This window comes from Neisseria sp. P0007.S010 (assembly GCF_051962875.1).
GTDB lineage: Bacteria > Pseudomonadota > Gammaproteobacteria > Burkholderiales > Neisseriaceae > Neisseria > Neisseria subflava_A.
Map to the genome: position 1 here is coordinate 1 of NZ_JBQCUX010000003.1, position 12,411 is coordinate 12,411.

Sequence of the window (12,411 nt, forward strand, 5' to 3'; positions counted from 1 at the left end):
AAGGTGCTCATGGAAAATCCCCTAAATGTCTTGGTGGGAATTTAGGGGATTTTGGGGAATTTTGCAAAGGTCTCAGATGGTAAGTTTGAAATCGAAACGGTAGAACTGGCTTTTATGACTAAATTGTTGGTGGATCATTATTGAAGCAGTTAGCCTTGTGATTCATTTAAAATAACCCCCAATCTTTTTATCCTAAAAAATAGATTAGATGAATCCTAATTTATTGCAACCGCAATAGAATTGAATTTATCAATATTGAAAATATTAGTGTTTTTCTGAGCTTGCATACAAAAAAGACCGTCTGAAAACCTGTTTCAGACGGCCTTTAAATCATTATGACGGTATCTGTTTATGATTGGTCGATGGTTTTATCAAGTCCTTGGGTCAGGCCGTTGATGTCGCCACCATTCAATCCCAACTCTTTCAAGAGACCGTCAACCAACGGGGCTTGGCTGCGGTAGCGCAGGGCGCTGTTGACCATTTGGTCTGCAAGGCTGGCTTGTGTGGTTTGGCCGTCTGAAGCACCTTCCGCGCTGTTTGCACCACCGGCAAAGCCACCTAGACCATTGACTTGCAAGATTTTGATGTCTTCGATTTTTTCCATTGGGCGGACGGATTCGCGGATGATGTCCGGCAGGTGTTTTAAGAGGGCAAGGCGGACTTGCATTTCAACCTGTTCAACGCTCAGGACGTTGGCAGCTTCGTTCACAGCGCGGGTACCTTCTGCATCAACCTTGTATTGTTGCTCTTGCGCTTGCGCCAACAGAATTTTGGCATCGGCCTCACCTTTGGCTTGCAGGCGGTGTTTTTCGGCTTCGGCTTCAGCAGCAATACGCACGGCTTCTGCGCGGTCTTGTGCGGCTTGTTTTTCTGCTTCAGCGGCAACAGTGAGCGAAATCGCATCTTTTTGCGCGGCTTCTTCTGCGGCAATCAATTCAACCGCTTTGGCACGCTCGGCGCGTTCGGTTTCGCGTACGGTAATCACGCTCTCTTCTTCGCGAACGGCGGCGGCGCGGGTTTTGTCGGCTTCGGCCTTGGCTTCGGATTCGGCACGCGATTTTTCGGCAACGGCGATGGCGCGGTCTTGCTCGGCCAATTCGATGGCTTTGCGGCGTTCAACCTCGGCCTGCTCAACGGCTTGGGCTTTTCTAATGTCTTCGTTTTTAATGTCGCGTTCGGCGGCAATGCGTTTCAAATCCACTTCGCGTTCAGCGGCAATTTTGGCTTCTTCCGCTTCACGTTTTTTCTGAGATTCTTGCTCGGCAATGCTGGCCTCTTGTTCGGCACGGCGGACGGCAATCTCACGCTCTTGTTCGAGTTTGGCGTATTCTTCTTCGCGCGAGATTTTCAGGCGTTGCTGCTCGGCTTCGAGGTTTTTGGTTTTGATTGCCAAATCGGTGTCTTGTTCGATTTCGTTACGTTTTTTGCGGCGGCCTTCGATGGTTTCGGTCAGTTTGGTCAAACCTTCCGCGTCAAAGGCGTTTTGCGGGTTAAAGAACTCAAAGCTGGTTTGGTCGAGGCCGGTCAGGGAAACGGTTTCGAGTTCGAGACCGTTTTTGAACAAGTCTTCGCTCACGACTTGTTGCACTTTCTGAACGAAATCAACACGTTTCTCATGCAATTCTTCCATTGCCATTTCAGCGGCAACGGCGCGCAGGGCGTCAACGAATTTACCTTCGACGAGGTCTTTCAACTCATCGGGAGACATGGTTTTCATACCCAGCGTTTGTGCGGCGGTCGCAATGCTCTCGGCGCTGGGTTTAACGCGGACGTAAAATTCCGCCATCACGTCAACGCGCATACGGTCGCGGGTAATCAGCGCTTGTTGGGCAGCGCGGCGCACTTCAAGGCGCAGTGTATTCATGTTGACGGGGATGATTTCGTGCAATACGGGCAGCACCATCGCACCGCCGTTCATGATGACTTTTTCACCACCAAAACCGGTGCGGACAAATGAAACTTCTTTGCTGGCACGGCGATACAGACGGGTCAGGATGAGGCCGAGTACAAACAGCGCGACGAGTATGACGCCGGCGATAGTGCCGATGGAGACCAAATTCATGGTTTTTCCTTTCTTCTTGTTAATATGCCTTTTGGGGCGGTGGATTCAGAAGGCTTTGAGAGAAAGAGGCCGTCTGAAAGGGTTAAAAATATGGGTTGAAATAATAGGGTGGTTGTTTTTTCTCATTGTTATTTCAAATTTCTAGATGGTGAGGATAGAGCGGTGAAGTATCTATTTTTACCGTATCGATAAATCAGCAGTTTCAGACGGCCTTAATCAACCAAGCTGCCGCTCGGATTCAAAATCGCTTTAAATGTATTTCCATCCAACGACACTAGCAATACCGCATCTCCTTGTTTTAATACATCTTCAGAGTCAGGCTCTACCATCACATAATGCTGTTGGCCGTAAGCATCTTTCACGCGCACTTGCGCCGCATTGCCTACCCGAGCTTCGCCCAACACCACCGTGCCGACGCGCCCGATCAAACTTTCCTGCGAAACGGCAGTGGTTTCATCTTTTGGCATAATTTTGTACAAACCGCTAGCCGTTACGCGTACTAAGGGCAGGGAAAGAAACCAAACGATGACTGCTGCCAGTGTGCCATTCAGATAACTGCCGAATACAGTGGCAAAGGCCGTCTGAAACAGATAACCCGTTAATCCGTATACGGCAAGAAACACCACCATCAACATCAACACCGGGATACGTCCGACATACAGCCAGCTCAGGAAACGCACGAATATGCCTGCATCCACCACATCCAATCCGACCTCGGCGTGCGCGGTTTCGGTCAGGCTGTCGGGTAACAGGTTGTCCAACCAGTCGCTGATACCGCCTGCCAGCATGGAAATGACTTCCAACACACCGAGCAAAACCATTAGCGCAATGGCAATACCGAAAATTTCAGTTTCAGGGGCGTTGATTAAATTCCACATATTGCATTTCCTTATTCTTTTTAATTTTCAGACGGCATATATTTTATTTTAAAGTTAAGCAGATTGGATATGGGTTTTTTATTAATTTGTCGTAACTGACAGGATTTTTCCCAATCCGGCATCTTCTTGTTATTGAGGCGTGTATGGTTCTCTTTTTTCAGACGGCCCCGTGAAGATAGAGGCCGTCTGAAACTGCAATTTTCTCAATATGGCTTATGATTTCGCTTTCAATGCTGCCAATCTTTCGGCAATGCGGTTGTTGCGGCTTAAGTCTTCCAGTTCTTTCAGCTTTGCCAACTGCGCCGCATCGGTGCTGTTGTGTACCGAGTTTTGGCGACCCATCACACGGTCGAAAGCATTGCCGCTTTTTTCGGCATCACGGGCGATACGGTTGAGGTTGCTGCCGTTGCCACCGGCTGTTTTGCCTGTACCCATGCTTTGCTGTGTGGCACGCCAGTCTTGCAACTGCTGCTGCATCTCGCGTTTTTTCGCCTGCAGGGCAGCGATAAAGCCTTCCAGCTCTTTTTCTTGTGCAGCACAGTCAGCAATGGTGTTTTCCAAGATGGGCAGACGCGCTTCGATGTCCATCTGCTCGGCGATACCCGCTTCGGCAAGGTCATCGCGACCGGCATCTACGGCGGCTTGCAGATTGGCATCGATGGCCTCGTGGCGGTTGCTTTCATCGGCCATTTTCTTAGCGGCAAGGTGTTTCTGCGCCAACACTTTGCCCAATTCAGCACGCACCTCATCTACTGCGCGCTCAATTTCGCGGATGCTTTCGTTCATAACCGCTTCAGGCGCGAGGTTTTCCGCCGCATCAATCAGGGCATGAAAACCGCCGCTCACCAGACGGCCTACTCGGCGGGATAGGGTTTCGCTCATTTGGATTTTCCTTTCACTAAAATGTGTTTGTTTCATTTGGTATGGAGGCAGTCTTAAACTTCATTTGCCTGTTGTACAATCTTCGCCAGTTTCAAAGTGTTTTCAAGCTGTTGCAATACGCTGTCGTCGTATGCCGCGCCTTTGCCGGTTACGGCGAGTTGCAGGATGCTGTCAGTCAGGCGGACGATGCGCCACATCAGTTCGCGCTCGTATTTTTTCAAATCGTCGAGGTCGGCTTCTTCGGGCAGGTCGGCGGCGAGTGTTGCGCCTAAGTCGGGCAGTTGTTCAAACAACCTCGCCACGATATGCGAATGCACTCCGGCCTGTTTTTCAGCGTGCAAGATTTCGTGTTTTGCCGCTTGGAAAAACTGCTCCTGCGCCGTCAGTGCGGAGCTGTAATCGCGTGTCTGCGTATGCGCCAAGCGTGCCAGCTTGAGCAATTCGCGGATTTTTTCAGACGGCGTATTCGCACCTTCGATTTTAAGTTCGGCAATAAAATCAGAATCTTCCTGAGTGATGCGCACACTAATTGGGATACGGTTCGTTGCATTCATATTCGTTTGATTTGGTTTGTATTCATTTGAATACAAATATACAAGATGGGATTCTGAGGCGCAATACCTGAAACCGTATATTTATGTAAACATCAGGCCGTCTGGAACTTGATTTTCGGTTTTCAGACGGCCTTTTCCTTTATAATCCGTACATTATTTTCATACACACAGCAGGTTTTCCATGTCCAACAAACCCACACTCCTTCTCGTTGACGGCTCTTCTTATCTTTACCGCGCCTATCATGCTATGGGGCAGAATTTGTCCGCGCCCGACGGTGCACCGACTGGGGCGATGTATGGCGTGTTGAACATGCTGCGCCGGCTGCGGGCGGATTATGTGCACGACTATTGCGCGGTGGTGTTTGATGCGAAGGGCAAAAATTTTCGCCATGAGATGTTCCCCGACTATAAGGCGACGCGCCCGCCGATGCCGGATGATTTGCGCCCGCAGGCGGAAGCCTTGCCGGATTTGGTGCGCCTGATGGGCTGGCCGGTATTGGTGATTCCGCAAGTGGAAGCGGACGACGTTATCGGCACTTTGGCTAAGATGGCTAGCGAAGCAGGGTGGAACGTGGTGGTATCTACCGGCGATAAGGACATGGCGCAGTTGGTGAACGAGCGCGTAACGCTGGTGAACACGATGAGCGGCGAAACGCTGGATATTGAAGGCGTGAAGGAAAAATTCGGTGTGCGCCCCGACCAAATCCGCGATTATCTCGCGCTGATGGGTGACAAGGTGGACAACGTGCCGGGTGTGGAAAAATGCGGCCCGAAAACGGCGGTGAAGTGGCTGGAAGCTTACGGCTCGCTGGCTGGTGTGATGGAACACGCTGCCGAAGTCAAAGGCAAGGTGGGAGAAAACCTGCAAGCTGCTTTGGAACAACTGCCGCTGTCGTATGATTTGGTAACGATTAAAACCGATTTGGATTTGCACACCGAGCTTTCAGACGGCCTCGAAAGCCTGCGCCGTACTACGCCTAAATGGGCGCAGCTGGTTGTCGATTTCAAACGCTGGGGCTTCCGCACTTGGTTGAAAGAAGCGGAAAGCCGTATGCACGAAGCGCAAAACACGGATTTGTTCGGCAGCGAGCATATCGGCGAACAAGCCGCATTGGCGATGGAAACACAGCCTGAAAAACAACCCGAACTCGCCCCAGCCCCCGAAAAGCTGGATTATCAAGCCGTTACCACCGAAGCGCAGTTTGCCGCCTTGTTGGACAAACTGGCTCAGGCGGACAAAATCGGCATCGATACGGAAACCACGTCCCTAGACGCGATGAACGCCGCGCTGGTCGGTATCAGCATCGCGTTCCAAGCAGGCGAAGCGGTTTACATCCCCGTAGGACACAGTCTGACTGCCGCGCCCAAACAGCTTGATTTGCAAGACGTATTAGGCTGTCTGAAACCGCATTTGGAAAACCCCGTCCTGAAAAAAATCGGGCAAAACCTCAAATACGACCAACACGTTTTCGCCAACTACGACATCGCCCTGAACAGCATTGCCGGCGATTCCATGCTCGCTTCCTACATCATCGAGAGCCATCTGGGACACAGTTTGGATGAATTGTCCAAACGCTGGTTGGGCTTGGAAACCATTACTTACGAATCGCTGTGTGGCAAAGGCGCGAAGCAAATCGGTTTTGCCGACGTCGCCATTGAGCAGGCGACCGAATACGCCGCCCAAGACGCCGATTTCGCCCTGCGCCTCGAAGCGCACCTGCGCGCGCAAATGGACGCCAAGCAGCTTGAAATGTATGAAAAAATGGAACTGCCTGTCGCGCAGGTATTGTTTGAAATGGAACGCAACGGCGTACAAATCGACCGCGCCGAACTCGCCCGCCAAAGCGCGGAACTCGGCGCCGAGCTGATGAAGCTCGAACAAGAAGCCTACGCCGCCGCAGGCCAGCCGTTCAACCTCAACTCGCCCAAACAGCTTCAAGAAATCCTGTTCGACAAAATGGGCATCCCCACCAAAGGCCTGAAAAAAACCGCCAAAGGCGGCATTTCCACCAATGAAGCCGTGCTCGAACAGCTCGCGCCCGACTACCCCCTGCCCAAAATCATCCTGCAAAACCGCAGCCTGGCAAAACTCAAATCCACCTACACCGACAAACTGCCCGAAATGATTTCCCCAAAAGACGGCCGCGTGCATACCACTTACGCCCAAGCCGTCGCCATTACCGGCCGCCTCGCCAGCAACAACCCCAACCTGCAAAACATCCCGATCCGCACCGCCGAAGGCCGCCGCGTGCGCCGCGCCTTTACCGCACCGCAAGGCAGCGTCATCGTTTCCGCCGACTATTCCCAAATCGAGCTGCGCATCATGGCGCACCTCTCCGGCGACAAAACCCTCATCGCTGCGTTCCAAAACGGCGAAGACGTTCACCGCCGCACCGCTGCCGAAGTGTTCGGCATCGTCCCCGAAAACGTCTCGTCCGAACAACGCCGCTACGCCAAAACCATCAACTTCGGCCTGATTTACGGCATGGGTCAATACGGCCTTGCCAAATCATTGGGCATCGACAACATCTCCGCCAAAAACTTTATCGACCGCTACTTCGCCCGCTATCCCGGCGTCGCCGAATACATGCAGCGCACCAAAGAGCAAGCCGCCGCCCAAGGCTTCGTCGAAACCCTGTTCGGCCGCCGCCTCTACCTGCCCGACATCCACAACAAAAACGCCAACGCCCGCGCCGGAGCCGAACGCGCCGCCATCAACGCCCCCATGCAAGGCACTGCCTCCGACCTCATCAAACGCGCCATGATAGACGTATCCCGCTGGCTGGCTTCAGATGACCTGAAGAGCAAGCTGATTATGCAGGTGCATGACGAACTGGTGTTGGAAGTACCCGAAGCCGAACTGGATTTAGTCAAAGAAAAACTGCCGCGGATTATGGCGAAAGTGGACGAAGGGATGTTGAACGTGCCGCTGGTGGCGGAGGTTGGCGTGGGGATGAATTGGGAAGAAGCGCATTGAGTTAGTAACACCACTTATTTATTTTGAACTTAAGGAAATATTTATTATGTCGAATAAAATCACTCGTATTGAAATCAAAAAATTATTTGGTATTTTCAATTATAATATAAATTTAACCAGTAAAGAAAATTTTATTAAGATTATTACTGCTCCTAATGGTTATGGAAAATCTACGATTTTAAAAATTATTGAAGCATTTGCTCAAAATAATCTTTTATTTTTCATACATACTGATTTTCAAGAAATTAGATTTTTCATATCTAATCAAAATAAACCTATTACTTTTCGAAAAATAAAAAGTAATTACTATATTGATGAAATAAATATAACTTTCTTGCATAATAAATTATTGTTAGATAGTAATTTTTTTGATGCTATTGCTAATTTAGAAAATTTTCTGCCAATATACAGGATTGGAGAAAATCAATGGAAATCTTTTGACTCAGAAGATATTATCTTGACCTTTCCAGAAATACTTAGAAAGTTTAAGAACCACACTTCTATATTTGAGTTAACTAGAAATTTTGAATGGCTGATAGAGATTACTCAACAAATCCAAGTATTATACATATCGACAAATAGATTAATTAATTTTAGCCATATACAAAATTATGGAGAAGTATCTGATTATGAGAAAAATAGCCTTACAATATTTGGTTTACAAAATAGTATACAGGAATTAATACAACAATCCCTAAGAATACAATTTACTGAAAATCGAAAAAGAGAAGCTTCCTTTCCAGAAAGATTATTGAAGCAATTAGATAAGTCTAATACATCAAACAGAACAACCAAAATTTTTTCATTATTAACAAAAATTAGTAAGTACGAAGAGAACTTTCAAGATTTAGGGATATTGTCAAATGTAGCATTAAATCCTAATTCAATTCAGTCTCTAATTCTTCATATCAAAGATAATACAGGAGAAAAAGTTTTAGAGGTTTATTTGACTGATATTGTGGAACGTCTTGCAAAATTAGAGCCTTTAGCAAAAAAAATCTCCCTTTTTACCCAAAATCTAAATACTTTACTTTCTTTTAAATATATAAAAGTTTCTCCTGAGATAGGATTTGAAATATATCCTATGGGTAAGCAAAAATATATTAAAAACATCTCATTAGATGAGCTATCTTCTGGTGAGCAGCATTTAATATTATTGATAGGTAAATTAATTTTTAATATTGATTCTGATACACTAGTTTTAATTGATGAGCCAGAAATTTCTTTACATCCTGCATGGCAAGAAGAGTTTGTAAATATTTTGATAAAAATACAAGAAATTAATAGCTTTTCTGTAGTGATCGCTACACATGCCCCTGCATTGATTAATGGAAATTGGGATAATGTTCTAGAATTATCTGAGCAATATTTGGGATGATTGAAATGATTAAACCACATAAATCATTAAAGGATGTTGCCCAATCACCTACGTACATAATTAATGAGGCAAAATTAATTTTCAATTCATGTAAAAAAATAACATTGGTGGTAGAGGGAGAAACAGATAGAGATTTATTAGTTCCTTTTTTTATAGGGAAGCCAATTAGATTTACGGAGTCGAAAGGTAAAGACAAAAGTTTAAATATGCTGGATCTCCTAAACCAAAAATCGGAAGTAGAAAAGCGTGGAATTTATTTCTTGATAGACGTGGATTATGATTATTTATGTAGTAGAATAAAAGAAGATTCCAATTTAATTTATTCTTTTTATTGTACTGATACTAAAACATTTTTCTTTAATGATATAGAAACATTTTTAGTTAACTCACAAGCATTAACTAAGTTGCTTGTGAATTTACACCCTAAAGATAATGTCGATATTAACGATTGTCTTAGACTTCTTCTTCCTAAACTAGAAAATTTTTCTAGGGAAGTAGGAGCTATTCGGGCAGCAAATGAAATGTTGGCTGATAAAAGAACGATCTTAGACGGAGTGGATTTATTTGAATTTATTTCGTTCAATAATTCTAATCTATCTAACTGGAACATGTCTTTTGATATAGAAAATCTCAGGAAAAGGTTATCTTCATGTTCCCCTAGAAAGAGTGATATAGATGATTTATTTGAAAAAGCATATGAGCTAAAGCAAACTGAACCTAAATGGAGACTAAGTCGTGGACATGATGTTACAGAAATTTTAAAAGATTTCTTTTTGCACCATACAAAAAAGTACCTTTTAAAGGAAGATAAATCTGGTAAAAAATATGCTTCTGATATAGAAGTTCTTTTGAGAATCGCTGCTGAACAAGAAGAGTTTCTCAAAACAAATGTAGGAACTAAGATTTTACAATTATTACATAACGCATAGCTCGTATTCTGTATATCTTTTGTGCATGCTTTATCGCTAGCTGTTGGTTGAATACTTAAAATATGAGACCTTTGCAAAAAAGCCCTCCCTCGCCAGCCGAAAACCTGTGTTTAGGTTTCAGCTGTCGGAGGAAAAGGAATTTTGCAAAGGTCTCAACCCATTTAGTTTTCAGACGGCCTTATATTTGGCAGATATACATTTTGGCCTGATTGGCGACAGATTCGGCTTTTAGATGAATCTGCAAGAATCAGGCTGGTGCACGCAGCCGATTAACGAAGGTGGATGGTCGGTTGATAGCCTTTTGCTTCTTCCGAACCGTCGAAAGGCACAACAACGCCGTCTTCGTAGGTGATGTATGCTTTGTATTTAACGGAAACATCGCCTTTAGGATTGAGCGCAATAAAAGGGAACGCAGTAAATTCGCCAGCTTCCATGCGACCTTTGTAAGTAATGCTGACGATATTGCCTTCAGCATTTTTCTCGGTCGTATAAGTCCAACCCGGCATAGGATGGACGAACAACAATTTAACGCCTTCAGCAACAACCATTTTCACTTTAGTCACCGCTTTGCCGCGATTAGTCGGCACATTCAGGCGGAAATGGTCTGATTTTCCTGCAATACTGTCCACGCCGTTGGCGTAATTGCGAATCGTCACATGTGCCTGAGCATCCATCATAAACGCGGACAAGGCTAAAGCTGAAAATAATAGTTTCATTTTATTAGGGAATCTCCGTTGTAAGAATAAATAAAAATCTCACCGTTGAAGGCTTGCCCGAATCCTAGCAGAGAATATCTATCAGATGAGCATATCTTTTATTTGTATGATAAAGAACAAATAATCAAATATGGATATAAGAATTTTCATTAATCGCTGATGGATTAATTGCTAGATGAATCATTAATATTGTTAATAAATAATGGGTATTTTAGATAAAAGGCGGTCTGAAAAAGTTTCAGACGGCCTTTATTTTTTAAAAGTTGTATAGAGTATATGATCTGCAACCTGTCTTATCTTAGCATGTTTCAAACGATTTTCTTAAATAAGAATTTTCTTGCTTAAGTTAACTAACTTATAGTATATTTTTACATAAATTAATATTGTTGACAAAATCGACAATATTAATCAACATATTAAAAATTTCTTTAGTCATTATTATACGTATTTAAGATTGCGAGGAGGGTGTGGAGTCTGAAGTACGTTACCTGACATATTGAGTTTAGGGTGTTTGGGATAACTATTTCTCAGATGTTTCGTGTAAACACCACCTGTATACAAAAATTTAAATTTAATCAAGAGGAAACAATCCATGGAACAATTATTTATTCCCGGCAGTATTATTGCCGATTATTTTTATCTCGGCCTTTTCCTGCTGGTTGTCGCGTCTTTGATTGCGGGCTATGTCGATGCTATTGCGGGCGGAGCAGGGCTGATTTTGATTCCCGCATTTTTGATGGTAGGTTTACCGCCTCAGGTCGCGTTGGCACAGGAAAAATTGGTGAGTACCATCGGTACGGTGGCTGCGATTAAAAATTTTATGAAGAGCAGTTCGATTGTATGGCATATTGTGCCGGTTGGCATTGTTGCGGCTTTAATTGGGGCATTTGTCGGTGCAAAAGTCATTTTGATTCTTCCGGTGGAAACCATCAATTACATTATTCTTGCGTTTTTGCCCATAGGCTTGCTGGCAACTTTGTTTAAAGGTGTTTTGCTGAAAAAAGAAGACGAGCGTGGCGAGATAAAAAAATCCGTTATCGCCGTATTTTTAACTTGTCTGATTGTTGGTTTTTATGACGGTTTTTTTGGCCCGGGTACAGGTAGTATTTTCATCATTGCTTTGTTTGTCATTAACAAATTGTCGTTGTTGCAGGCTTCGGCTACTTCCAAGATTTTCAATTTTGCTTCCAATATCGGGGCATTTGTTGCCTTCTTGATAGCAGGGAAAATGGCGTTCCTAATCGGAATCCCGATGATTTTAGCAAATTTGTTGGGCAACCATTTTGGCAGCCTCCATGCTATCAATTCAAACGGAGAAGTTATTCGTAAGGTTTTGGTCGTAACGGTTTTGCTGATTATCGTTTCAATGGCATATAAGGCTTTTTCGGCTTAATTAGGTAGATGTTAAAAGGCCGTCTGAAAAATTTTCAGACGGCCTACTTTTTATTAGTTATCTAAAAACTCATCTTCATGCCGCAAGTTGCGGATAAAGGTTTCGAAATCGGGGGCAAGTTCGATTATTTCAAAATCCCATTCTTGTTCGACAAGCACCACTTTCGGCTCGCCGTCTTTTCCACACTCTCGATAGTCCAAGGCAAACAGGGCATGACCTCCTGACGGGTCGGTGGCCAAATACACGCCGATAGGTGGATACTCCCATTCTTCCAGCCAAAGTTTTTGCCCCATCGCGCCGCACAAACTCCCTTCTTTTTCAAAACCGATTCCCGACATCTCGCAAATTTGCACATGATCTTTCGCCCATGAATTTTTCTGCGTGGTCGGAAAGCAGTTTTTAACAAATATCCCGCCGTTTTGTACTGCCATCAATTCAATAAAACTTTGCGGCAATTTATAGCCTAGCTCACTTTCTACGGCAGCCAAAATTTCAGGTGTAAATGGGGCTTCTTTGTAGTTTTTATCTGCCCAACTATTAGTTTTCCATACGGAGGACAAATCAAAATCTTTAAAAACTTGGGACATAATGTTCTTCCTTATTGATTTCAGCTATAAACAGGGGTTAGGTATCTATACCCGA

Annotated in this window: 10 protein-coding genes; 4 read left to right on the plus strand and 6 right to left on the minus strand. The window is 44.9% G+C overall.

Going from position 1 to position 12,411, the window contains the following annotated elements; all coding sequences use genetic code 11:
- Window positions 1-349 precede the first annotated feature (349 nt).
- The 4 genes from ACTHR7_RS02800 to ACTHR7_RS02815 all read right to left on the minus strand — a co-directional run bounded on the left by ACTHR7_RS02800 (window position 350) and on the right by ACTHR7_RS02815 (window position 4,376).
- Window positions 350-2,062, minus strand: coding sequence for a flotillin family protein (locus tag ACTHR7_RS02800; protein WP_440370285.1), 1,713 nt, complete (start codon window positions 2,060-2,062; stop codon window positions 350-352).
- Window positions 2,063-2,274: 212 nt separating this feature from the next.
- Window positions 2,275-2,940: a YqiJ family protein gene (locus ACTHR7_RS02805; RefSeq protein WP_293206003.1), complete on the minus strand. Its 666-nt coding sequence runs from the start codon at window positions 2,938-2,940 to the stop codon at window positions 2,275-2,277.
- Window positions 2,941-3,153: 213 nt separating this feature from the next.
- The gene (locus ACTHR7_RS02810) at window positions 3,154-3,822 is read right to left on the minus strand and encodes a PspA/IM30 family protein (protein WP_293206001.1); all 669 of its coding nucleotides are present in this window, start codon (window positions 3,820-3,822) and stop codon (window positions 3,154-3,156) included.
- A 53-nt stretch (window positions 3,823-3,875) separates the two neighbouring features.
- A complete protein-coding gene (locus ACTHR7_RS02815) occupies window positions 3,876-4,376 on the minus strand; it encodes a hypothetical protein (protein ID WP_070459750.1) in 501 nt (166 codons plus the stop codon).
- Window positions 4,377-4,557: 181 nt separating this feature from the next.
- On the opposite strand from ACTHR7_RS02815, the gene polA reads away from it, so the two are divergent.
- Genes polA through ACTHR7_RS02830 form a run of 3 tightly spaced genes read left to right on the plus strand, consistent with a single transcriptional unit; the run spans window position 4,558 to window position 9,660 of the window.
- Entirely contained in the window at window positions 4,558-7,353 is a 2,796-nt protein-coding gene (gene polA, locus ACTHR7_RS02820) for a DNA polymerase I (protein WP_440370286.1), read from the plus strand.
- Window positions 7,354-7,399: 46 nt separating this feature from the next.
- Complete coding sequence (locus ACTHR7_RS02825) at window positions 7,400-8,731, plus strand: AAA family ATPase (protein ID WP_293205993.1); 1,332 nt, start codon at window positions 7,400-7,402, stop codon at window positions 8,729-8,731.
- Window positions 8,732-8,736: 5 nt separating this feature from the next.
- Window positions 8,737-9,660 carry a DUF4435 domain-containing protein gene (locus ACTHR7_RS02830; protein ID WP_293205990.1) on the plus strand — a complete coding sequence of 308 codons (924 nt, stop codon included), beginning with the start codon at window positions 8,737-8,739 and terminating at the stop codon, window positions 9,658-9,660.
- Between the two features lie 269 nt (window positions 9,661-9,929).
- On the opposite strand, the gene ACTHR7_RS02835 is transcribed toward ACTHR7_RS02830, so the two are convergent.
- Window positions 9,930-10,376, minus strand: a complete 447-nt coding sequence (locus tag ACTHR7_RS02835) for a DUF1775 domain-containing protein (RefSeq protein WP_293205987.1) — start codon at window positions 10,374-10,376, stop codon at window positions 9,930-9,932.
- A 592-nt stretch (window positions 10,377-10,968) separates the two neighbouring features.
- Between ACTHR7_RS02835 and ACTHR7_RS02840 the strand changes: the two genes are divergently transcribed.
- Window positions 10,969-11,769 carry a sulfite exporter TauE/SafE family protein gene (locus ACTHR7_RS02840; RefSeq protein WP_070459741.1) on the plus strand — a complete coding sequence of 267 codons (801 nt, stop codon included), beginning with the start codon at window positions 10,969-10,971 and terminating at the stop codon, window positions 11,767-11,769.
- A gap of 53 nt (window positions 11,770-11,822) precedes the next feature.
- On the opposite strand, the gene ACTHR7_RS02845 is transcribed toward ACTHR7_RS02840, so the two are convergent.
- Window positions 11,823-12,356: an SMI1/KNR4 family protein gene (locus ACTHR7_RS02845; protein ID WP_107867972.1), complete on the minus strand. Its 534-nt coding sequence runs from the start codon at window positions 12,354-12,356 to the stop codon at window positions 11,823-11,825.
- Window positions 12,357-12,411 lie beyond the last annotated feature (55 nt).

Bases quoted from the DNA above. Each gene is read 5' to 3' on its own strand.
- ACTHR7_RS02835 (WP_293205987.1), bottom strand. From the start codon at position 10,376: ATGAAACTATTATTTTCAGCTTTAGCCTTGTCCGCGTTTATGATGGAT.
- polA (WP_440370286.1), top strand. From the start codon at position 4,558: ATGTCCAACAAACCCACACTCCTTCTCGTTGACGGCTCTTCTTATCTT.
- ACTHR7_RS02845 (WP_107867972.1), bottom strand. From the start codon at position 12,356: ATGTCCCAAGTTTTTAAAGATTTTGATTTGTCCTCCGTATGGAAAACT.
- ACTHR7_RS02810 (WP_293206001.1), bottom strand. From the start codon at position 3,822: ATGAGCGAAACCCTATCCCGCCGAGTAGGCCGTCTGGTGAGCGGCGGT.
- ACTHR7_RS02815 (WP_070459750.1), bottom strand. From the start codon at position 4,376: ATGAATGCAACGAACCGTATCCCAATTAGTGTGCGCATCACTCAGGAA.
- ACTHR7_RS02800 (WP_440370285.1), bottom strand. From the start codon at position 2,062: ATGAATTTGGTCTCCATCGGCACTATCGCCGGCGTCATACTCGTCGCG.
- ACTHR7_RS02840 (WP_070459741.1), top strand. From the start codon at position 10,969: ATGGAACAATTATTTATTCCCGGCAGTATTATTGCCGATTATTTTTAT.
- ACTHR7_RS02825 (WP_293205993.1), top strand. From the start codon at position 7,400: ATGTCGAATAAAATCACTCGTATTGAAATCAAAAAATTATTTGGTATT.
- ACTHR7_RS02805 (WP_293206003.1), bottom strand. From the start codon at position 2,940: ATGTGGAATTTAATCAACGCCCCTGAAACTGAAATTTTCGGTATTGCC.
- ACTHR7_RS02830 (WP_293205990.1), top strand. From the start codon at position 8,737: ATGATTAAACCACATAAATCATTAAAGGATGTTGCCCAATCACCTACG.